Below are 23,453 nucleotides of genomic sequence, written 5' to 3'. Positions count from 1 at the left end.
GATATTATGACTAATACTTTAGAAACTAAAATCGCTGAAACCAAACTGTCTGTAACTGAATTGCATAAACATTATGGGGAGCACGAGGTATTAAAAGGTGTATCGCTGTCAGCGAAGGCAGGAGATGTTATCTCTATTATTGGCTCATCCGGTTCGGGGAAAAGTACCTTTTTACGCTGTATTAACTTTTTGGAAAAACCCAGTGAAGGTTCTATTAGTGTTAATAATCAGAATATCCGGTTGGTACGCGATAAAGACGGGCAGCTAAAAGTCTTTGATAAAAAAGAGCTGCAATTGTTGCGTACTCGTCTGACGATGGTGTTCCAACACTTTAATTTGTGGAGCCATATGACGGTGTTGGAAAACGTGATGGAAGCACCGGTACAAGTATTGGGATTAAGTAAGCCAGTGGCTAAAGAGCGAGCCATTCGTTATCTGGATAAGGTGGGGATTGATGAGCGCGCGCGAGCCAAATATCCAGTACATCTTTCCGGTGGTCAACAGCAACGTGTTTCTATTGCGCGTGCCTTGGCAATGGAGCCGGATGTCTTATTGTTTGATGAACCGACCTCTGCGCTAGACCCTGAGTTGGTCGGTGAAGTATTGCGCATTATGCAAAAACTGGCTGAAGAGGGCAAAACGATGGTGGTAGTCACCCATGAAATGGAGTTCGCCCGCCATGTTTCCAGCCATGTTATCTTTTTGCACAAAGGGTTAATTGAAGAAGAAGGCCCGCCAGCCGAGCTTTTTGGCAATCCTAAAAGTCCCCGTTTGCAGCAGTTCCTTTCTGGTGTATTGAAGTAACCTTTTTGGCGGGGTAGTCAATCGAGCTATCCCGCAACCTCTGGTTTTAATAATCCCACCATAATTCATTCCTGTATCATTATAAATTTCAATTCTGATTAATTAATTATTTAAGTAATTAATTTGTTAATGTATTTTTATATAATATTATAAATGTTTTGTAATTACCTTTTTATTATATTTGTTGATAATGTTTTGTATGCAATCATTCATTATTAACTTAATATAAGGCATATTATGTCATCTATGCATGAATATTCATTTAAATTCTCTCAAGGCAGTGATTTACTCGATAGATTAAAAAGCTCTTTGTATGAAATAGGGTATTATTCCATTGCACCCAGCGATAGTCAGGCGGCAAGAGAGTTTAGCCAAGGGCTATGCTATGCGCTATCTGCAAAATTTATGATGGAGGAACGTAATCATGGTATCGGGGGAGGGGGAAAGTATTTTAATTGGTTGAAAAATGCAATTGATAGCTATAAAAAAAATGCAATAATATCGGATGGAAATATTAGTGATATTAAGAGTAAATTATTGATGCAATACCATAGGCAATTTCTCTTATCAGAAGTGGAACAGCTACAAAAGATACAGTATAGCCAGTACGTAAAAAAAATTATAATATGCTTAATAAGAATATCAATAATATGCTTATATATCTTAAAGTCGTGGGTTCTAACGAAAAGATAATTGATGTTACTGAGTTTATACAAGATGTGCAAAATAATTCTGTAACAGGTAAAATATCTAATGGTGATTTAATTAATATAATAGAAAAACATTTGGGTAGTGATAGAGATAAGATAAAAAGAAATTTAGATGTTGCTCGTGAAGATGGAAATACACAATTATATCTAATCAATAATATAATCGAAAATTTAATCATTGAATATAACTTATTAAGAAATAAAGAGTCACTATCATCTGTACTGAATATTGATTCAGTATCGTTTGCAACTATGTTGCGTAACGCAATTGATAGTGAAAAGATACGAGCAAGTGATAACTACAGTGCCCTTTTACTCGATAGAGGATTATATTCCGCCATAGATTCAGATGAAAAAGAAAAATATGATGAAATGATGAGTGGTATTGAACGTGAAAATAAAAAATATAAAGAACTAATGAATGATTTGGTTAGTGTTGAAAACGATATGTATATCGCTTTTGACTCTCCTAATCATGCTATGGCGATATCTATTATTAAAGATGAAAATAGCACTTATTGGACTTTTTTTGATCCAAATTCGGGTGGTAAAACATTCAGTAATTATAAGAATTTTAAAAGTCACGTAGATGGGAATATGAGATTAAAGGGAGTTAATTATGGCTTTAAAATAAACGCTTTGATAAATCTAGAGTTTAATATTGAATATATTAAACTGAAAAGTGACTCCCGACCACGTCAGGATTACAGTGTATGGAAAAAGGCACAAGATGGCGAGCAAGCTTATATTATAAAATCATTAAAAGAGAATAATATTATCTTTAACCTACCATTAAGCTCTACAGCTAAAGTGATTGATTATTCACTTGTACAAAGGAAAACTGGTGAGTGGCTGGTTACACAGATTGTAGTAAAGGTAATGGTTGCAGGTAAGAGTTTTAATGTACACCAGTCTGTGGATAGTTTCGACAATGCTGTAAAAGACCTACAGTCTAATATCGATATGATAATAAACTATATAAATGATAATCCATCAGTCAAAGATATTTATTTAACTAACGGGGTCGTTAAAAAATCGACCACAACTTTTATTCCAGAGATTTCTAAAGAAAAGAAATATAGTGAAGTAACAGTATATAAACCAGAGTTAGAGTCACTTAGCTCACGGACTAAAAAGGTTATTGATATATTAGATCGGTTGGCAGAAAAGCGAGTTTCATTAGTCGATTTAAGTTCTAATAGCAAAGAGTCACTCGCTGAATTTTTCAACTTAGGTCACGATGTATTAAATAGTCGTGATCTTTTGCGATTGATAGCTGACTCTGATTTTTACTTGCAAACGAGGCTAGAACTATCTGAATTACAGCAGGTAAGTGCAAATAACTCCCAGTTGGAAAAATTAACTGCCAGGGAAGCATTATCAATATGTAAACAGAATCATATCGGTAAATCGGATAAATATTTAAAATTAGTCAATCTGGCCGATAAGCTGGGAACTCAGAAAACGTTAAGACTTAATCAATTTTTAACATTATCTACAGAGGTCAACTCGGGACAAAAAAAACAACTGGATTTGGGTACCGCATATTTATATGCCTCTTTCAAGGGAGAATTAATCCAGTTTAAACAGACATTATCTAATCACCTTGCGCTATGCTACCTCAAGGCGCAAGGGATAATATCAGATGATGAAAGTGAGCAACTAGATAACTTTAATGAAAAATTTGCTGCATTAAGTGAAATTCAATACAACGATATTCGCCATCTGCGTACTGATGGTAATCTTAGCAGTATTTTAGAACTTGATGTTGGTTATTATCAATTAATGGTTGATAATACTTTGTTAAATATCACCGTTGAGAAAATAGATGAAAAATATTCTTACTCTATTTATGATACAGAGGGGGGGGAGAGTAATTTTTATGGTATAGATAAAAGTGAGGTCAGTAGAAAAGCATTATCATTTATAGAAGGATATGTTGTCTCTAATATTAAGGCTCAATCGGCACAAGATTATAAACTTTACTCTTGGGAGTTTTCTAATGGAGAAGTTGGTGGCTCAAGTTTTTTACTCAATGAGTTTTATCAGCAAAGTTTATCAACAGAAAGGCAACGGTTAGTCGAGCTAGGTCATACATTTTTCAACCAACAAAAAATAGCCTTTAGTACTCTTTCTGATATGGGGGCCGTACTGGATGGCAAGCTTCTTACTGCTGCTGCGGTGGCAAATAATCCTGACTGGCAAACTAAACTCCGTTTTGATCCTTTTTTAATAAATGATTTTTATTCATTACCTGATCAAACATCGGTTGAACAGCAACAGTCGGTTAAGGTGATTAAGTGCCTATTGAATAGTAAAGATAGCAATAACAATTTACTCAATGATCACCCTGATCCTAATGTGATACAAGATGCGAGGCGATATCTGACTGCGATTAATTTATCTGCGGATTTAAATAGTAATACCAACCCAAAATTGTGGGATAGATTAATTCAGGCCTCTGCCCAATCAAGCCGTTTCCAATTCTTTGGCCAAAAGGTAGGAACTGCAACGCAAGCTATAGGGGTACTCACGTTATCTATATCTACTTATGGAATGGCAAAAAGATTACGAGATCCTAATATAACTGATGAAGAACGTAAAGAAATAACTAAACAGTTGGCTATTAACTGGAGTTCTATTAGTGTTGATTTTGGCACCGATCTTATGCAGTCGACTTTTGATAAATTGCATAGCTATTTTAGCAAGAAACTATTATCTAGCTCGCCTGCAGGTGTTGGCCGTATAGGTTATAAGATGGCCGCTAAAACCGCAAAATATGCAGGTGCGGGGTTAAATTTAGCTTCTGCAGGCTTTGATATTTATGAGGCGTATGAGAACTTTTCCAAGGCTAATAGCGAAGGGAATGTTGACTTAATAATTGACTATAAAGTTAATGGTTCTCTGGCTGTTATTGGCGCGGCAGTGAGTATTATCACTGCTGTTGCATTAGCTCTAGGGCTCAGCGCTGCCGGCCCGATAGGTATCGCTATTGGTGCAGGGATTATGGTCGGTGGCATGATATATAATGCCGTCAGGCAGGTTGAATATATTAAAAATAAGATAGAACTGACTGGATTAGAAACTTTTTCAACGGGAGCCAGGCTATTTTTAGGAATGGAACCATCTCAGGAGATTCAAGAACGATTAATGGCGAAAGTTTTAAATGAGAGCATTACGGAATCTGCTAACTATATATTTAAGAAACGAAGTCGCCTGATGGGGGCTGATAATCTTGTTTTCGCTGTTGAAAAATATGATGGAGCTCGGGAGAAAATGTATACATTTGTCTATAAAATAGATAATGAGTATGTGAAAGCTTATCGTGATGGAGACGAATACGAAGATCTTATTTATAGAAATAATAATCGAGCGGCTGAATCTGGCACAGATAGACTTGATGTTATATCAGAGTATCAACGATGGTCTAAAACCTATTATGATATGGATATATCTAATGACTTATCTGATACTGAAATTAGTAATATCATATCTGAAGATTTAGCCATGGGAGATTTAGATAGGTATAATGTTATGCGTTATCAACGTTCACCATTAACAAAATATGAAGTTGATCAATGGAAGAAAACAGTAAAAATAGATGATTATGATATTATTGAAATAGAAACTACTGACATTAACAAGCGATATACTGTAGACAATATTATTGTTAAAAATGTTGGATTATTAGATAGTCATCTACAGCTCGCCAGGATGCGAGCCGCTGTGACATTAGACTTTAAAAGCTCGATAATTGAAATTAAAGCTAATGGCAATAATGAGTCAATTTTATATGAAAAAGAATATAACTTTGGTAAAAGTTCAACAGTAACTACAACACCTGAAAATAACAATGGAAACGTACACTATTTTTTAGGTGATGGTAATAATTTTGTTCTTGCTGAAGAGGGTGTCTCAAATACTTATGAAACAGGAGGAGGAATAGATATGTTTGTTGGTGGATCAAAAAATGATCAGGTTATTATAACTGATGCAACTGGTACATCAGTATTAAAATATTCAAACTTACCATATAGCTATTTTGATGGGCAGGGCGGTAGTGATACTATTTATCTTGATAAAGGACGCTTTATTGATCAGGATTATCGCATAGATCTTCAGGAAGGTTACGTTAATAATCGTAATGGGAACGTATTAGTAGCCAAACTAGCTAATATTGAAAATGTAGTAAGCCAGTCTGCGGGTAAGCATGTTATTAGTGGAAATAATGATGATAATTTTCTTAGTCAGCGTAATGGTAATGCCTACCTTTATGGTAGAGAAGGAAATGATATTCTGACATTATCACATGGGGCTGCATATGGAGGTGAAGGCATTGATACATATATCATTACTACTGACTTTAAAAGTGATAAAACAGTCATTATAGATGATGGCGGTACTGATGAAATTAGTAATATCATAGTTGATTATAATGTTAATGAAATAAAATCAATACGGTTGTTTAGAAATGAAGTTCATGTCAAAATGGTAAGAGATGGTTGCGAGCAAATGCTTTATTTGCATAATGCCTACAAATCTTTCGAAGTAGGTAATAATAAAAAACTGAATAATAAATATATCATTAGTACGGCTGATGGTTTTATTTTAATTCCTAATTGGCCCGTGGAGTTAAGTCGTGATAAGAAAGAACTCCCATCATCACTTGAAATGATAGCATCTTATAATTATCTTACAGATAAAAAATTATATAAAGAAGGTGCTATGCCGATAGTGCCTAAAGAAATAATAATCTGTAAGGAAGAATATAATAATAACTATATAAAAATAGATAATGAGGTTGTGTATTTACCTGATTTTATAAAGTGTGCTACTGTGGGTAATAGTTCAGTTCGGACTCTGATCTTCGGTAATAATGAAAGTGAGACTTTCTCTAATATAGGTGGAGGTGCCTTTATTAAGATGAACGGTGGGAGTGATGTTGTGAATATTCCCAATATATTAGGGAGTTCAATAAGTAGTAATGTAAACATTAATTGTACTTCGTTGGATAATTCGGAAAAGGAAAATACACTAACTTTAATCTTTGATGATGTAAGTGGTTATGATCTTAAAACAAAAAACATTGTTAAAGGCTCTACTCCGCTAATTGAAGTTTCTATCAAAGATTCAGATGTTGACACACTTGTTATTAATATAAGACATCCATCTTTTCTTTCCTCGAATAAGGGCAACCCACTAATAACAGTTATCGATAAGAATAAAACTGTATTTTATATTGAAGGTAAAGAGGGTGGGTATGAAATAATTGAGGCATTCCCAGCTGAAATTAATATAACAAAGGATAACGATAATATCGTTATCCCTATAGATTATCGACTTGAAAATAATGCATTAGATACCGGAGAGGGTAATGATACGATTACTGACTTAAGCGGTCGCGGTCATACCCTGAATGGCAACCAAGGGGATGATGTCATCTGGGCAAAATCTGGAAACAATTGCCTCAACGGCGGCCACGGCAATGATCAGTTATTTAGTGGTGGCGGCGATGATCTTTTATATGGTGGGTTGGGGAACGATACGTTGTGTAGTGGTAATGGCATTGATTATATGAGTGGTGGCGAGGATAATGATATTTACATCATTGAAAAAGGCCAAGGGGAAACTACTATTAATGATGATCATGGAAAGAATACTATAATATTTGATGGTACTGATTATAGAGAGCTGTGGTTTAAAAAACAGGATAATAAGCTGTTGATTACCATAGAAGGAACTGAAAAAAAGGTGGTTATCAGCAATTACGTTTCAGGGAAAGGAGCATCTTCAGGATTTTCTTTCCAAACCAACAGTCATAAAATTGAAGGCGATAATCTTAATTTGCTGATCGATTATATGACGCGTACTCCAGAAATTCGTCGTGAGAATATTCAAGATCCAGTCCATGGAATGTATGGTATGGATTTCCATAAACATTGGGCACTGATTGCTTCCTGATATTTGTGTAGATATTCCCCTGTGGGGGAATATCTGCTGATATGACCACCTGAGTTTTACAATTTGATCAGGTCGTTGGTTTATTCAGCACATTACGCAGTGCTTCTTCCAGTTCGAAATAACGAAAAGCAAAACCGGCTTCTTCCAACCGTTTCGGTATCGCTCGCTGCCCACCTAATACTAATGCGGCAGATTCACCCAGCAATAAACGAATTGCAGCCGCAGGTGTGCGAATAACCGCAGGTCTATCCAAAACCTCAGCCAAAGTAGCAATAAATTGTTCGTTATGTACCGGATAAGGCGAAACCATATTGAATGGGCCGCTAAGATTATGGGTAGTAAGCAAATAATAGATGCCATGCACCATGTCATCGATATGAATCCACGGCAGATATTGGCGACCATCACCAATCGGGCCACCCAAGCCAAGGCGGATCAGGGGCACCATTTTAGCCAAGGCACCACCGTGCGGTGCTAATACAATACCGGTACGCAGCAAGCAAACTCGGGTGTTTTCGCTCTCTGCGGCGCTGGCCAGATTTTCCCAGCGCTCGCATAATTGATGAGTAAATTCATCATGCGGAGTCTCTTCTTCGGTAACCAAAGCCTGGCCTTGATCGCCATAAAATCCGACGGCTGAACCTGAGATAAATACTGCCGGTGGCTCACTGCTGGCTTTTATTAACGTGGTGAGTTTCTCGGTTATTTGCCAGCGGCTTTGGCAGAGGATCTCTTTGTGTTGCGCCGTCCAACGTTTTTCGGCAATGGGTTCACCTGCCAGATTGATCACTGCATCAAAATCATTAAGGTCGTGTTTATCATTCAGGGTTGACCAGCAGGTGACTTGCGCACCGAGTGCATGGCTTGCCCGCTGAATATCGCGGGTCAGTACAGTAACTTGATGGGCTTGCGACAAAAGGAAAGCGGTCAGATTTCGCCCGATGAGTCCCGTAGCTCCGGTTATTAATATACGCATAGCCAATCTCCATTTATCCCCTTCATACTTGAAACCGCAGGGGTCTCTGCAAGGTCGCTGTAACCAGCGTTCAAATCAGTTCACGACCTATTTGTTGTTTGCTCGATGCCTACCTGCAACTTCACGGACGGCAGTCTGATTCTTCTTCCAGCATAGGCTAACCTACGCTCTTCTCCTACGATACTGAGCACATTCTGAGTTAATTTTTTAATCTAAAGAGAGATTCTTGCGTGTTATGGCATTTAATGAAAATAAAAAATAATAGCTAAATAAAACCCTTCATCTGTCCGATTAATAGTAATGAGTGTTCAGGAAATAGCTGGTTCCAGGTCGCAGAGTTCTCTCTATTGTTTCTGATCACGAACATGGTTATTGGCCACAGTTTGAATACTTTTAAAACACTGAGTTCATCGATGTCTGCTAGAGTCATCGTACTCATCTGAATGGAAGAGAGGTTGTTTGCCTCTTTAACCCTGTGACGTTCGACGCTTTATAACTATTGAGTGTTTTATAGCAAACTCGCGGTGGCTTATAAATCCTCCGGCGGAGGTCGGGTAGCGATCTCTTTGTTGTCTCTACACTTTTCCAGGTGCGCATGAAGCTAAATATCGAAGTTAATTGTTCTTATGTGTGTGAACCTATACATAAGCAAGACGGCAGCTTATTGGCAGCAGAGTTATTAAGCCGGTTTTCAGCTAAATCGGTCGATTTAGCAATAGATACAGTACGGTTTATTAAAGAACTCGATGTTGACGGAAAGACCGATTTATTCTGCGACCAGTTACGCGTCGTAAAGGTCTACAGTGATTGGTTTATCACCCATCATGTTTTTCTTTCGATTAATATTGATTTCGATTTGGCTGGCGTGATTGTGAGAGATGCCAATATACGCCAAATACTGGATGAAATGCCTTTCTTACGGTTGGAAATCACGGAAAGTTTTTCCAATTTATCCGATGGTATGAATAACCCATTATTACGTGAGTTGTCTAAAATTTACCCACTCTGGCTGGATAACTTAGGCAGTGGTGGTTCTACACTAAATGCGGTCACTGCCAATATCTTTGAATACGTCAAAATAGACAAATATTTCTTTTGGCAACACAATAAAAATACGTTTCCCATCCTGATCAGTAACATCAAAAAATATTGCTTTGGTGTCATTGTCGTCGGTGTCGAGAATCAGGATGAGGCTGCGCAACTCATGGGTAGCTCTATTGATGCAATGCAGGGATATTTATTCAGTTCGATGACGCTAGATGAGTTAGTCTCTCAGCCTGTACCGCTATTGTCATAGCCATAACCCCCTATATGTTTGCGCAGGCATTTTTTATCATGTCTGCGTATTATTTTGTGATAAATTTTTCTCATGAAAGATAGCGCTTTTCATCGGATTAATCCGACAGATTGGATGGTAGAATGTTCCTCTTTTAGCTCTTATTAAACATTGCGGCGGTTGTTATCGCCGGAATATGCTGAGATTTGGACAGAGAGAAGACGATATCATGAAGTTAATGTTTGCTTCCGACCTGCATGGTTCGTTGCCCGCAACTGAAAAAGTTCTGGCTACTTTTGGCCGCAGTGGTGCTCAATGGCTGGTGCTGTTGGGGGATTTGCTTAACCACGGGCCACGAAATGCCTTACCTGTCGGTTACCAGCCCGCAGAAGTGGCGGAGTGTCTTAATTCTTATAAGGAAAAAATTATTGCTGTACGTGGCAATTGCGACAGTGAAGTCGATCAGATGCTACTGGAGTTTCCTATAATGGCTGGCTGGCAGCAGATTATTATGCCAGAAACACGCCTATTCTTGACGCATGGTCACCTATATCATCCAGGCTCACTTCCTCCGTTGCATCGTGGGGATATCTTGGTCTATGGTCATACACACTTGCCACAAGCGGAGTGGCAGGGCGATGTGGTCTGTTTTAACCCGGGATCAGCCAGTATTCCCAAAGGTGGCTATCCGGCGAGTTACGGTATGTTTAACAAGGGGGCTTTAGAGGTTCTGACCCTACATAACGATGAGCCAATCGCTCAGTTGAATTTAAAAAACCATTATAAATAGTTAGTTACCCTAAACAATTGCGCGAGTATCACCGCGCCCAGAAAGAAGGTTTCAGAGGATGGTGGAGCAAAGTCCAGCAGCAGTCATCGAGTGGGTTGATATTGTTGATGAGCAAAATGAAGTGATTGCTCAATCCAGTCGTCAACAAATGAGAGCTCAACGGCTACGCCACCGTGCCACCTACATTGTGGTACATGATGGAATGGGGAAGATTCTGGTACAACGTCGCACCGAGTGCAAAGATTTTTATCCCGGTAAACTGGATGCTACCGCCGGTGGTGTGGTGCAAAGTGGTGAAAATTACCTTGAGTCAGCCCGGCGCGAGGCGGAGGAAGAATTAGGTATCGCCGGTGTTCCGTTTGCTGAGCACGGTTTGTTTTACTTCGAAGAAGAGTGTTGCCGGGTATGGGGCGGGCTGTTCAGTTGTGTATCTCATGGCCCATTTGCTTTGCAGCCAGAGGAGATTGATGAGGTATGTTGGATGGTGCCAGAGGAGATAACCGCGCGTTGTGATGAGTTTACACCGGATTCTCTGAAAGCGCTGTCTCTGTGGCTGACTCGCAATAATGAGCAGGATTACGGTAAAGTTACACCGCGCGAAGATTAATCTCTTTCAGCCATAAAAAAGCCCCTGAGAAGGGGCTTTTGTGTGTTTTTCAACTATCTCACTGATTATTTTACGATAATGCCCAGTAAAATACCCAGCGCGCCGAAGTCAGCATCGCTGAATGTCGTATTAGCGAAACCGATATCACCTAATACTGGCAGCAGGAATACTGGCAGGAAAGTAATCAGCAAGCCTTGAGCAAAGGCACCCAAGATAGCACCACGACGCCCACCGGTTGCATTACCAAACACCCCAGCGGCCGCGCCGACGAAGAAGTGGGGCACAACACCTGGGATAATGACAGTCATGTTCATCAAATACAGCGCGAACATACCGATAAGGCCAGCGGCAAAGCTGCTCAGGAAGCCCACCAGAACCGCATTCGGGGCGTAAGGGAACACAACGGGGCAATCCAGCGCCGGTTTAGCATTAGGCACTAATTTGTCGGAAATTCCTTTGAAGGCCGGTACGATCTCGGCAATAACCATACGCACACCTTGCAAGATGATGTACACACCTGCGGCGAAAGTAATGGATTGCATCAGTGAGAACATGAACCAGTTTTTACCACCGCTCAGGTTTTTCACCGCTTCCGGCCCAGCAAACAGGCAGGTGACGATGAAAATGATACACATGGTAAAGGAAATAGCGACCGGTGTATCACGTAGGAACAGCAGGCTTTTTGGCACATTCATGTCTTCAGTCGAATGCTCTTTATTACCAAACTTACTGCCGATAAAACCCGCCAAAACATAAGATAGAGTAGAGAAGTGGCCGATTGCCACATCATCTGAACCGGTGACTTTCTTCATGTATGGGTGAGCAATGGCCGGGAAGAACACCATCGCAACCCCAACTACCAGCGAGCCAATCACAATCAAAGTGACACCACTGATCCCAGCGGTGGCAAGAATTACCGCCACCATCATCGACATAAACAACGTGTGATGACCGGTCAGGAAAATAAATTTCCACGGCGTAAAGCGAGCAATCAGGATATTGATGACCATAGCGAAGAACATAATCATCGCCATTTCTTTACCAAAACTCTTTTGTGCCACAGACACAATGGCTTCGTTATTAGGCACAACACCCTGAATACCGAATGCATGTTGGAAGATGTTGGCGAAATCACCCAAAGATGAAACCACCAGGCCCGCACCGGCACCTAAAATCACAAAACCCATAATGGTTTTTACGGTGCCTTTAATGCACTCCGTGACCGGTTTTTTCTGGGCAATCAGGCCGATTAAGGCAATCAGGCCCACCAGTACTGCCGGTTCGGAGAGAACATCACTCATTAAGAAACGAAAGAAATCCATAGCAGCCTCCGCTTACAGCGCGCCTAATTCAGTTAATGCTACAGACAAACGTTCTTTCATCGCTTTCTTGTCAATCATGTTATCCAATGCAACAATTTTGCCACCAACCGCCTGAGCCACCAGTTGTTCTGCTATGTCTTTGGTGCCGATAAAGATATCGCTAGGCGTGCCTTTGGCAGAACCCAGATCCACATGATCCACTTCAGCGTTAACCGCCAGTTCTTTCAGAATGCTTTTGATGCTAATTTCCATCATCAGGCTAGTACCTAAGCCATTACCGCAAACCACTGTAATTTTCATTTTATTTCCCCTTGAAATTATTATCCAAACTGAATGCTGAGATTAATAACGCGCGATAACGGATAAGATATCCTGCTGCGTTTTGGCATTAAGTAAGGCTTGTACATCGTTATCGTTATCGAACAACTGAGCGAGTTGAGAAATAGCCTCAATATGGCTAGTGCTGTCTGTCGCGGCTAACACTATGAGCAGTTTGACCGGATCGTTACCTTCCGCATTGAAAGTGACGCCCTCGGTGATGACGGTTAAGGCCAGAGAGAGTTTATTGGCACCTTCTTCCGGGCGGGCATGTGGCATCGCAATGCCGGGGCCGACCACGTAGTAAGGCCCGATTGCCTCATGGGAGCGATAAATTGCCTCGACATAACGGGCTTCAATCGAGCCATTATCAATCAGTGGCTGACATGAAATCGCGATGGCATCACGCCAGTCTTTGGCCTGGTTAACCACTTGAATGACGTCTGAAGTTAACAGTGTTTTTAACATGATATTTATTGCTCCCGATGACTGTTGACCTGAGAGTAGATAGTTATCGTTAGCATTAATGTGATGAGTATCTCAATTGATAGCGCTACCTGATAGCGCTATCAAAATTTGTGATAGCGCTATCATTTGTTGTATCAGAGCCTTTGGCTATCTCCGGATAAGCCATATACAATGCACTGTATTATCGGGGCCAACTCGGAATAGCTTGTTTTATAGAGACAAGAAATTTTAATCAGGCAGGAACTCAGCATGGAAAAAACGCGCAAGCGTCGTAATACCGGGCGGGTCACTCTATCGGATGTGGCGAATTATGCCGGGGTAGGGTCGATGACTGTTTCCAGAGCGCTGCGAACGCCGGAGCAGGTTTCAGATAAATTACGTGAAAAAATAGAACAAGCGGTTGAAACTCTTGGTTATATTCCTAATCGCGCAGCTGGGGCATTAGCATCCGGTCACAGCGATACTGTCGCTGTTTTGATTCCGTCATTAACGGACAAAGCCAGTTCCCGATTTATGCAGGCGCTGCAACAGATTCTAAATAAAAATGAGTTCCAGTTATTGCTGGGTTGCCATGAATACAACCAGCGCAAAGAAGCGGAAATATTGATGACCTTGCTGCAAAGTAATCCAGCAGCAGTGGTGATATTTGGCTCTCAACTGGCAGAAAAAACCTATCAATTGCTGGAACGCGCCAATATCCCGACGGTCAACGTGGTCGGCTCCTATTTCAAAGGGGCTAAAATTACTCTTGAGGCGGCTTTTTTTGAGTCAGCCTATGAATTGAGTCACCATTTGCTGGATCGGGGTTACCAGCATATTGGTTTTATTGGCGCACATATGGATAACCGCCTGCAACGTCAGCAGTTGAATGGTTGGCATAAAGCGATGTTAGAGCATTACAAAAATGCCGATCAAACCGTCACCACCCCTGAGACGGCCAGTTTGCAGTTTGGCCGCTATGCGCTGACTGAAATACTCCAGCGCCAGCCGGAACTGGATGCGGTGATATGCAGTCACGAAGATATCGCGCTCGGCGTGTTATTTGAATGCCAGCGGCGGCTGTTGAAAATCCCCAGTGGCATTGCGGTGGCGTGTTTAGATGGTTCTGACAGTTGTGATCAAACCTATCCAACATTGACTTCAATGCGCATTGATTACAAAAAAATGGGTAAGGAAGCCGGTAAGATGCTAATTGAACTGTTGGATAATGATGACGATGGCGAGTCTTTGAGCCAAAATTTCAGCTATAAATTTGAACTGCGGCAAAGCACTTGAAGATAGAGCCACGCTTTAAAGGAAAGCCGCCCCGAATGACGGCGACCTATTTTACTTGCCTGATGTGTTGATGATTACCGTGATTGAGTTGTTGAAAATACTCCAACCCCCATTCCAGGATGTTAACAACGCACCAAATACAACGAGCACAATACAAAAGTATCGTTTCATTGTGCGATCCATGCTTAGACCGCTTCACGCCAGCACCATCGGCGACACTACCGTGAATACAAGCACGGGAGAGTGCTTGCGTTTACGGCCGTTGGAACTCCTTTCCTTAAACCGATGCCCGCTTGCTTAAGGCGGCGAAAAGGCCCGACGCGAGTGTACACTAATGTTGGATTGTTAAAAACTTGACAGGCAATCCTAAGCAAGACAATATGCCCAACACGGGGGAGTGCTTGCGTTACAACGGCAATACAAACCTGCTGGAAAGGCCGCTTACCGGACCAGCGCAGAAAAACCGTCTTTATGGCGGTTTTTTTGTGCCTATTTTTGCCCTAATACAATAAAAAGCTCGCAATAAAAACGCCAGCACGAGGCTGGCGTTGGTGTTTCTTATACAGACTTAATCGTGAAATTAAGATGCGCTAGCGTCAGCCTGAGCTGATTGAATTGCGGTCAGCGCCACGGTATAGACGATATCGTCTACCAATGCACCACGAGACAAGTCGTTAACTGGCTTGCGCATACCTTGCAGCATCGGCCCGATAGAGATCAGGTCGGCAGAACGTTGTACCGCTTTATAGGTGGTGTTACCGGTGTTCAAATCAGGGAAGATGAACACTGTCGCTTTACCGGCAACTGGCGAGTTAGGCGCTTTGGATTTTGCCACATCTGCCATGATTGCCGCGTCATACTGCAACGGACCATCGATGATCAGATCTGGGCGTTTTTCCTGTGCCAGGCGGGTCGCTTCACGCACTTTTTCGACATCGCTACCTGCACCAGAATTGCCGGTGGAGTAAGAGATCATCGCTACACGCGGTTCGATACCGAATGCCGCAGCGGAATCAGCTGACTGGATAGCAATTTCTGACAGTTGCTCAGCAGTTGGGTCTGGGTTAATCGCGCAGTCACCGTAAACCAGAACCTGGTCAGGCAGCAGCATGAAGAACACAGAAGAAACCAGTGAACTGCCCGGTGCGGTTTTGATCAACTGCAACGGTGGGCGGATAGTGTTTGCGGTGGTATGAACAGCACCAGACACCAGACCGTCAACTTCGCCTTTCTCCAGCATCAGCGTGCCGAGCACCACGTTGTCTTCCAGTTGCTCGCGAGCAACCACTTCGGTCATGCCTTTGCTCTTACGCAGCTCAACCAGACGCGGAACATATTGCTCACGCACGGCGACCGGATCGATGATTTCAACGCCTTTACCCAGCTCAACACCTTGAGCCGCTGCAACACGTTGGATCTCTTCCGGATTACCCAGCAGTACGCAAGTCGCGATACCACGTTCAGCACAAATAGAGGCGGCTTTAACCGTACGTGGCTCATCACCTTCTGGCAGTACGATACGCTTGCCCGCTTTACGTGCCAGTTCGGTCAGCTCATAACGGAATGCCGGTGGCGACAGGCGACGCGAACGCTCAGAAGCGGCACTCAGTGAGTCAATCCACTCACCGTTGATATGGCTGGCAACATAGTTTTGCAGCTTTTCAACACGTTCATGGTCATCTGCTGGGACTTCCAGATTGAAGCTTTGCAGGCTCAGGGAAGTTTGCCAAGTGTTGGTATCAACCATAAAGACTGGCAGGCCAGTTGCGAAAGCACGTTCACACAGCTTTTTGATTGGCTCATCAATATCATAGCCGCCAGTCAGCAAAATGGCACCGATTTCAACGCCATTCATGGCTGCCAAACAAGCAGAAACCAACACGTCTGGGCGGTCTGCTGAGGTCACCAGTAGAGAGCCTGGGCGGAAGTGTTCCAGCATGTGTGGGATACTGCGCGCACAGAATGTCACCGATTTAACGCGGCGGGTTCTGATATCGCCTTCGTTAATAATGCGCGCATTCAGGTGCTTACACATATCAATCGCACGGGTCGCAATCAGCTCGAAGCTCCATGGTACGCAACCCAGAACCGGCAGCGGGCTGTTGGCAAACAACTGTGTTGGATCGATGCTCGCCACACTGGCCTTGGTGGAATCATCAAAGATTTCAGACAGGTCAGGGCGGGTACGGCCTTGCTCATCAACGGGTGCGTTTAGTTTGTTAATGATGACACCGGTGATGTTTTTATTTTTGCTGCCACCGAAACTGGAACGAGCCAGTTCAATGCGCTCTTTCAATTGGCCTGGTGAATCATTACCCAGAGCAATAACAAAGACGATTTCAGCATTCAGGGTTTTGGCAATTTCATAGTTCAGTGCATTGGCAAACTGATGTTTGCGTGTTGGCACCAAGCCTTCAACCAGAATCACTTCTGCGTCTTTGGTATTTTCGTGATAACGGGCAACAATCTCTTCCATCAACACATCTTGCTGGTTAGAACTCAGCAAGGTTTCCACATAACCCATATTCAGCGGCTCGGCAGCAGTTATGCTGGAGTTGGCACGAATGATGGTGGTGGTTTGGTCAGGTGCATTATCACCAGCACGCGGCTGAGCGATTGGCTTGAATACGCTCAGGCGCACACCTTTTTGCTCCATAGAGCGGATGACACCCAAGCTGACGCTGGTTAAACCAACGCTGGTGCCGGTAGGGATCAACATAATTGTACGGGACACGGCTAAACCTCTTCGGTTATGCCCTTCATCCTTGAAGCCGCAGGGTTGTTGGCTATACTCATGTACCCGAATCACTGACCTGAGTCAGCTCATCGGGATTTATTCGCTTGCCGCCTACCTGCAACTCCAATGACTTTGGGTATATGTCAAAAATTCTTATGCGGTCAGACGAGAAGCGTCTTGCGCGATAACCAGCTCTTCATTGGTTGGGATAACCAGAGCCAGACGGCTGCCATCTTTGGTGATGGTGCCAGACTTACCAAAGCGCGCGGCCATGTTACGTTCGTGATCAATTTCAAAGCCCAGCAGGCCCAGTTTGTCCAGTGTCAGTTCGCGTACCATCGCGGCGTTTTCACCGATACCACCGGTGAATACCACAGCATCCAGACGACCATCCATCAGTGCTGTGTAAGCACCGATGTATTTCGCCAGACGGTGGCAGAATACGTCCATTGCACGTTTAGCATCGGCTTTGGTTGCATAGTTGTCTTCAACATAACGGCAATCGCTGGTGACTTCAGTCAGGCCCAACAAGCCAGACTCTTTGGTCAGCATTTTGTTGATTTGTTCAACACTCATGCCCAATGCATCATGCAAATGGAAAATGATGGCAGGATCGATATCGCCACTACGAGTCCCCATCACCAGACCTTCCAGTGGCGTCAGGCCCATAGAAGTATCAACACATTTACCGTTACGCACCGCAGTCACTGAGCCACCGTTGCCCAAATGGCAAGTGATGACGTTCAGCTCTTCCAGTGGCTTGTTCAGGGTTTTTGCCGCTTCCTGGCTCACATAGAAGTGGCTGGTACCGTGCGCACCATAACGACGGATACCGTGATCTTTGTATAAGCTGTACGGTAGGGCGTAGAGGTAAGACTCTTCCGGCATAGTCTGGTGGAACGCGGTGTCAAACACGGCGACATTTTTATCAGCCAGATTCGGGAAGGATTTCAATGCTTCAGCGATACCGATCAGGTGAGCAGGGTTATGCAGTGGTGCAAACGAGGAGGAATCTTTGATACCCTGCAGTACTTCGTCGGTAATGATTGCTGATGCGGTGAATTTCTCGCCGCCATGCACAATACGGTGACCAATTGCAGTCAACTGTGCAGAAAGCTCTGGTTTTTGTGCCAGAATAGTATTAACAATGAAGTTAAGTGCTTCGCTGTGTGCTGCACCAGCACCCAATGCTGCTTCCTGTTTGCTGCCTTCCAGTTTCCATTTGATACGGGCTTCCGGCAGATGGAAGCATTCGGCTAAACCAGAGAGGTGTTCTTCACCATTGGTCGCGTCGATGATAGCAAATTTAAGGGAAGAGCTACCGCAGTTAAGAACCAGTACTAGCTTACTCGACATGGAAGTACCTATTTATAGTCGTGTTCGGCGTTTGTTTTTGTATGACCGATACCTATATTGTATCGAGGGGACAAAAACAGCGAAAACACGAGGTTAATAAAACGTCAATCTAACCAAAAGCGTAGCGCATATTGGCGTCGACATTAATGATTAACATCATGCGATAGCAAAAAAGGCATGATGATAGAAAAACCGCCGATTAAACATTAAGAACTAACGTTAAAGCCTGGTGATAAAAATCGGTACGATTTAACAAAAATGATTTAAATGCTGCGAAAAGTTGACATAAATAGCATCATCTTCTAGCGGCCAAAAGGCCTAGTTAGGATACCGATAGCGCGGCCTAAAAACAAAATATATTTAACAGACTAATTTTTAGTTTGTGGATTGCAAAAAATTTTTTAATCTTTGTTTGTGAAGTTGAGGTGAGCCATGACAACAGAACCTTCTGACTCCGTAAGTTGGTTTCAGGTACTCCAGCGCGGCCAGCACTATATGAAGACCTGGCCGGCGGATAAACGCCTGGCACCGGTGTTTGCGGAGAATCGCGTGGCGACAGCAACTCGTTTTGGCATTCGCATCATGCCACCGCTGGCAATCTTTACCCTAACCTGGCAGATAGCGCTGGGCGGTCAACTGGGGCCAGCAATTGCTACCGCTCTTTTCGCCTGCGGCTTACCGCTGCAAGGATTATGGTGGCTAGGTAAACGGGCAATCACGCCGCTTCCGCCAACATTACTCCAGTGGTTCCACGATGTCCGTAACAAGCTGGCCGAAGCTGGGCAAGCCGTTGCGCCTGTTGAACAAACGCCGACTTACCAATCTTTGGCTGACGTGCTGAAACGTGCCTTTAAACAGTTGGATAAAACGTTTCTTGATGATTTGTAACGGCGGCTTGTTATCGGGTTTCTGACTGGGTTTTCCTGCGCCCGGTAATTCCCTGTGCAAAATCCCTTGTCAAATCAAAGTATGCCACGGCTCTGTGTGCGATGATTTCCTCATTATTTATGCCTTAGGAGTTTAGTGATGGATATGACAAACGCCCAACGACTCATTTTGTCGAATCAGTACAAGATGATGACGATGCTGGATCCAGAAAACGCTGAGCGTTATCGCCGCCAGCAAACTATCGTCGAACGTGGTTTCGGTTTACAGATGCGTGAACTGGATCGCGATTTTGGTGAAATGAGCGAAGAGACTTGCCGTACTATCATTAATATCATGGAGATGCATCACGCACTGCAAGTCTCTTGGGGCAACCTGAAAGAGAAGCAGGAACTGGATGAACGCCGTGTCGCCTTCCTGGGCTTTGATGCTGCCACTGAGTCCCGTTACCTGAGTTATGTGCGCTTTATGGTTAATACCGAAGGCCGCTATACCCATTTTGACTCAGGAACTCACGGTTTCAATTCCCAAACCCCAATGTGGGACAAATACCAACGTATGCTGGCTATCTGGCAATCATGCCCACGCCAATATCACCTGAGTGCGGTTGAAATTTCGCAAATTATTAATGCCTGATTGACGTTTTAAGAGGATGTGCTTGTGGAGTGTAAAGGTTTTCTTTTTGATTTAGATGGAACTTTGGTTGACTCACTGCCGGCTGTTGAACGAGCCTGGATTGGCTGGGCACAGGGCCGTGGCATTAGCCCCGCTGAAGTGCTGGATTTTATCCACGGTAAACAAGCCATTACCTCTTTACGCCATTTTATGCCGGGTGCGAGTGATGCCGAACTGCAAGCCGAGTTTCTGGCATTGGAACAAGTTGAAGCTAATGACACTGACGGCGTCACCGCGCTACCGGGGGCGGTGGCATTGCTAGAACGGCTGAACAACTTATCTATCCCGTGGGCTATCGTCACCTCCGGCTCGGTTCCGGTGGCTTCAGCCCGCCGTGCCGCAGGGGGCTTGCCGCTGCCTGAGGTGTTTATCACCTGCGAATTGGTTAAGCATGGTAAGCCTCAACCAGATGCATATTTGTTGGGGGCAGAGCGTTTAGGCTTAGCACCTGCGGATTGTATCGTGGTGGAAGATGCCCCCGCCGGGATTTTATCGGGCCTGGCAGCGGGCTGTCAGGTGATTGCGGTTAATGCCCCAAGCGATACGCCTAAACTCGATCAAGTTGATCTGGTGCTAAGTTCGCTGGCACACATTCGCGTTGACAGTACGGCTCAGGGTGCGCGGGTCGTGCTGCTAGATTAAGCACTATCGAGATGCCTTACTCTCTCCACTGGGAGCGCCGGATGGCGCTCTTTTTGTTGGTTTTTACTGCGCTATCTGTGATGGCAAACGGTGAAGATTCTGTGGCTTAGCCCAAACTTTATCGCATAGTGAATAACCGTAAAAATGGCTAGCAGACGATCTGCAATTGCCCCTGCCGATAATGCCCTAATGACCTGCCTACAATAGACTATTCTCTGTATAGTCAGTCGGTTAAATGGCTCTGAATACGCGGGATAAGTTTTATTTTTGGCTAAATATTGCATCACAAATTGCAGAGTTTTCTTTTAGAAAAAAACACGATAATGCGATTGTGGGATAGTAAGCACATAAATTTGCAGCCATTATTGATCTCAGACAGCGGTCGGCATTGATTTTAATGTTTTACTGCCAGAGCCGGATATTCCCTTTCACTTGTAGCCAGCGAGGCCATTTTGAACAGCGAACTATTGTGGGTATTGACGCTACTTTTAATCGCTATTGTACTGTTTACCACCAATAAATTGCGTATGGATGTCGTGGCTCTGTTGGTGATAATTGCCTTTGTGATGAGCGGCACCTTGTCATTAGGTGAAGCCACCAGCGGATTTAGTGACCCCAATGTTATTTTGATCGCCGCGCTGTTTGTTATTGGTGAAGGGCTGGTCAGAACCGGCGTCGCTTATCAGGTGGGTGATTGGTTGGTCAAAGTGGCCGGCCACAGCGAAACCAAAATGTTGGCGCTATTAATGGTCACGGTCGCTGGATTGGGCGCTTTTATGAGTTCGACCGGCGTGGTGGCGATTTTTATCCCGGTGGTATTAAGTGTCGCCAGTCGAATGAAGATCTCTCCGGGGCGGCTGATGATGCCATTAAGCTTTGCCGGGCTGATTAGCGGCATGATGACGTTGGTGGCAACGCCGCCTAATATGGTGGTCAACAGTGAATTATTGCGCGAGGGCATCAAAGGTTTTGGTTTCTTTGGCGTGACACCGATTGGCATTATCATTTTGCTGATGGGGGTTGGCTACATGTTAGTTGCCCGCCACTGGCTGGGGGGGAAACCGGAAAGTTCAGAAAGAGAGCAGCAATGGAAGCGCCGTACCTTCCGTGATCTTATCCGCGATTATAAACTTACCGGTCGCGCCCGCCGTTTGGCGATTCGTCACGATTCCCCTTTGATTGGCCGTTCGCTTGATGAGCTGCATCTGCGCGCCCGTTATGGTGCGAACGTGGTAGGGATTGAACGCTGGAAACGTTTTCGGCGGGTGATGGTCAGCGCCACCGGTTCGTCTGAATTGCATGAGAATGACGTCTTACTGATTGATATGTCTGATTGCGACATAGATTTACGTGAGTTCTGTACTGAGCAAATGCTGGAGCCGATGGTGCTGCGCGGCGAATATTTCTCCGAACAGGCCCGTAACGTCGGGATGGCTGAAGTTTCTCTGATTCCTGATTCTGCGCTATTAGGGAAAAGTTTACGTGAAGTCACCTTCCGCACCCGCTATGGCCTGAATGTGGTTGGTATCCGCCGCAATGGCAAGACATTGGAAGGCAAACTGGTTGATGACAAACTGCAATTTGGTGACATTTTGCTGGTTATCGGTGACTGGAAGTTGATCCGTCAGTTACAGGCTAAAACCCGTGACTTTATCGTGCTGAATTTACCGGCTGAAGTGGATGAAGTGGCACCCGCCATTTCGCAGGCACCCCATGCGTTGTTCTGTCTGGCCTTGATGGTAGCGATGATGCTAACTGACGAAGTGCCGAATGTGATAGCGGCGTTGGTGGCGTGTTTGTTGATGGGGCAGTTTCGCTGCATTGACATGGAAAGTGCTTATCGCTCAATCCATTGGCCGAGCTTGATCCTGATTATTGGGATGATGCCCTTTGCGCAAGCGCTGCAAAAAACGGGGGGGGTAGATTTGATTGTGCAGGGGCTAATGGATGTAGCGGGTGGCATGGGGCCGAGAGTGATGTTGCTGTGCTTATTTGTGCTGTGCGCCACCATCGGGCTATTTATCTCCAATACCGCGACAGCGGTGTTGATGGCACCGATTGCCATCGCTGCCGCTCGTGAGATGTCGCTTTCCCCGTATCCATTCGCGATGATTATCGGTATTGCCGCATCAGCGGCCTTTATGACGCCGGTTTCGTCCCCGGTTAATACCTTGGTTTTAGGCCCCGGTGGCTATAAATTCGGTGATTTTATCCGCATCGGGGTGCCATTTACGATATTAGTCATGATTGTTAGTGTGATGGTGGTGCCGGTGCTGTTCCCATTCTGATTGGGATGCTACAGGGTAAGAGTTGTGTTTAGTTCGGTTGATATGAGATTGGTGCTCACCTTGCCCCTTGGTGCCTCAACCGCCAAAGGGGTCACAAGCGCGTGACCCCTTGTGGAATCCCCGCGTTAGCGCACGTATCGCGTGCCAGCTTCGCAGGTCCCCTTACTCATCGTTTCGGCTGACGGACGGCTATTATAGCCTCTTCGAGGCTACCCTCCGGGCCAACGCAAGCGTTGTTCAAAACTGCTTCGCAGTGTTGTCGCGTCCCTCCGCGTGACGCCTAAAACGGGCGTCTTGCCCGTTTTCCTTACCTATACTCTTCGCTCGGCAGCTCAAATGTGCTTTTGAAAATCAACTTCAACT

General features: G+C 44.1%; 17 protein-coding genes. 11 read left to right on the top strand and 6 right to left on the bottom strand.

The features are described from left to right. The first annotated feature begins 6 nt into the window (after positions 1-6). The 3 genes from hisP to AT01_RS20170 all read left to right on the top strand — a co-directional run bounded on the left by hisP (position 7) and on the right by AT01_RS20170 (position 7,475). Positions 7-804, top strand: a complete 798-nt coding sequence (gene hisP, locus AT01_RS05940; RefSeq protein ID WP_042546463.1) for a histidine ABC transporter ATP-binding protein HisP — start codon at positions 7-9, stop codon at positions 802-804. Between the two features lie 237 nt (positions 805-1,041). Beyond that, the gene (locus tag AT01_RS05935) at positions 1,042-1,497 is read left to right on the top strand and encodes a hypothetical protein (RefSeq protein ID WP_042546462.1); all 456 of its coding nucleotides are present in this window, start codon (positions 1,042-1,044) and stop codon (positions 1,495-1,497) included. Beyond that, on the top strand, positions 1,455-7,475 hold the full coding sequence (locus tag AT01_RS20170) for a hypothetical protein (protein WP_052489940.1): 6,021 nt from the start codon (positions 1,455-1,457) through the stop codon (positions 7,473-7,475). Before AT01_RS05935 ends, AT01_RS20170 begins: the two co-directional genes overlap by 43 nt. 67 nt (positions 7,476-7,542) lie before the next feature. Here the strand turns inward: AT01_RS20170 and AT01_RS05925 are convergent, their stop codons facing one another. Further along, the gene (locus tag AT01_RS05925; protein WP_042546461.1) at positions 7,543-8,451 is read right to left on the bottom strand and encodes a TIGR01777 family oxidoreductase; all 909 of its coding nucleotides are present in this window, start codon (positions 8,449-8,451) and stop codon (positions 7,543-7,545) included. A 595-nt stretch (positions 8,452-9,046) separates the two neighbouring features. Here AT01_RS05925 and AT01_RS05920 point away from each other — a divergent pair. From AT01_RS05920 to yfcD, 3 genes are all read left to right on the top strand, one after another. Further along, positions 9,047-9,748 (top strand): EAL domain-containing protein, encoded by a 702-nt coding sequence (locus AT01_RS05920; RefSeq protein ID WP_042546460.1) that lies wholly within the window; start codon positions 9,047-9,049, stop codon positions 9,746-9,748. A gap of 208 nt (positions 9,749-9,956) precedes the next feature. Continuing rightward, the gene (gene yfcE, locus AT01_RS05915; protein WP_042546459.1) at positions 9,957-10,517 is read left to right on the top strand and encodes a phosphodiesterase; all 561 of its coding nucleotides are present in this window, start codon (positions 9,957-9,959) and stop codon (positions 10,515-10,517) included. 58 nt (positions 10,518-10,575) lie between these two features. After that, entirely contained in the window at positions 10,576-11,124 is a 549-nt protein-coding gene (gene yfcD / locus AT01_RS05910) for an NUDIX hydrolase YfcD (protein WP_042546458.1), read from the top strand. A 65-nt stretch (positions 11,125-11,189) separates the two neighbouring features. On the opposite strand, the gene AT01_RS05905 is transcribed toward yfcD, so the two are convergent. Genes AT01_RS05905 through AT01_RS05895 form a run of 3 tightly spaced genes read right to left on the bottom strand, consistent with a single transcriptional unit; the run spans position 11,190 to position 13,232 of the window. Next, on the bottom strand, positions 11,190-12,446 hold the full coding sequence (locus AT01_RS05905; protein WP_004702972.1) for a PTS ascorbate transporter subunit IIC: 1,257 nt from the start codon (positions 12,444-12,446) through the stop codon (positions 11,190-11,192). 12 nt (positions 12,447-12,458) lie between these two features. Then, a complete protein-coding gene (locus tag AT01_RS05900) occupies positions 12,459-12,746 on the bottom strand; it encodes a PTS sugar transporter subunit IIB (protein ID WP_004702974.1) in 288 nt (95 codons plus the stop codon). Positions 12,747-12,788: 42 nt separating this feature from the next. After that, positions 12,789-13,232, bottom strand: a complete 444-nt coding sequence (locus AT01_RS05895; RefSeq protein WP_004702975.1) for a PTS sugar transporter subunit IIA — start codon at positions 13,230-13,232, stop codon at positions 12,789-12,791. Positions 13,233-13,481: 249 nt separating this feature from the next. Between AT01_RS05895 and AT01_RS05890 the strand changes: the two genes are divergently transcribed. After that, complete coding sequence (locus tag AT01_RS05890; protein WP_042546457.1) at positions 13,482-14,507, top strand: LacI family DNA-binding transcriptional regulator; 1,026 nt, start codon at positions 13,482-13,484, stop codon at positions 14,505-14,507. Positions 14,508-15,087: 580 nt separating this feature from the next. Here AT01_RS05890 and pta read toward each other — a convergent pair. After that, on the bottom strand, positions 15,088-17,226 hold the full coding sequence (gene pta, locus AT01_RS05885) for a phosphate acetyltransferase (RefSeq protein WP_042546456.1): 2,139 nt from the start codon (positions 17,224-17,226) through the stop codon (positions 15,088-15,090). Positions 17,227-17,397: 171 nt separating this feature from the next. Further along, on the bottom strand, positions 17,398-18,600 hold the full coding sequence (gene ackA / locus AT01_RS05880; RefSeq protein WP_004705533.1) for an acetate kinase: 1,203 nt from the start codon (positions 18,598-18,600) through the stop codon (positions 17,398-17,400). Between the two features lie 432 nt (positions 18,601-19,032). Here ackA and yfbV point away from each other — a divergent pair, with 432 nt between their 5' ends. From yfbV to AT01_RS05860, 4 genes are all read left to right on the top strand, one after another. After that, complete coding sequence (gene yfbV, locus AT01_RS05875; protein ID WP_042546455.1) at positions 19,033-19,488, top strand: terminus macrodomain insulation protein YfbV; 456 nt, start codon at positions 19,033-19,035, stop codon at positions 19,486-19,488. Positions 19,489-19,626: 138 nt separating this feature from the next. After that, positions 19,627-20,121 carry a YfbU family protein gene (locus AT01_RS05870; RefSeq protein ID WP_042546454.1) on the top strand — a complete coding sequence of 165 codons (495 nt, stop codon included), beginning with the start codon at positions 19,627-19,629 and terminating at the stop codon, positions 20,119-20,121. Between the two features lie 24 nt (positions 20,122-20,145). Then, entirely contained in the window at positions 20,146-20,802 is a 657-nt protein-coding gene (locus tag AT01_RS05865; protein ID WP_042546453.1) for a sugar phosphatase, read from the top strand. A 452-nt stretch (positions 20,803-21,254) separates the two neighbouring features. Further along, complete coding sequence (locus tag AT01_RS05860; RefSeq protein WP_042546452.1) at positions 21,255-23,090, top strand: SLC13 family permease; 1,836 nt, start codon at positions 21,255-21,257, stop codon at positions 23,088-23,090. Positions 23,091-23,453: the final 363 nt, after the last annotated feature.

It is taken from the genome of Yersinia aldovae 670-83 (assembly GCF_000834395.1).
Classification (GTDB): Bacteria; Pseudomonadota; Gammaproteobacteria; order Enterobacterales; family Enterobacteriaceae; genus Yersinia; species Yersinia aldovae.
Note: the sequence above shows the minus strand (reverse complement) of the source record. Positions and strands in the feature narration are given on the sequence as shown.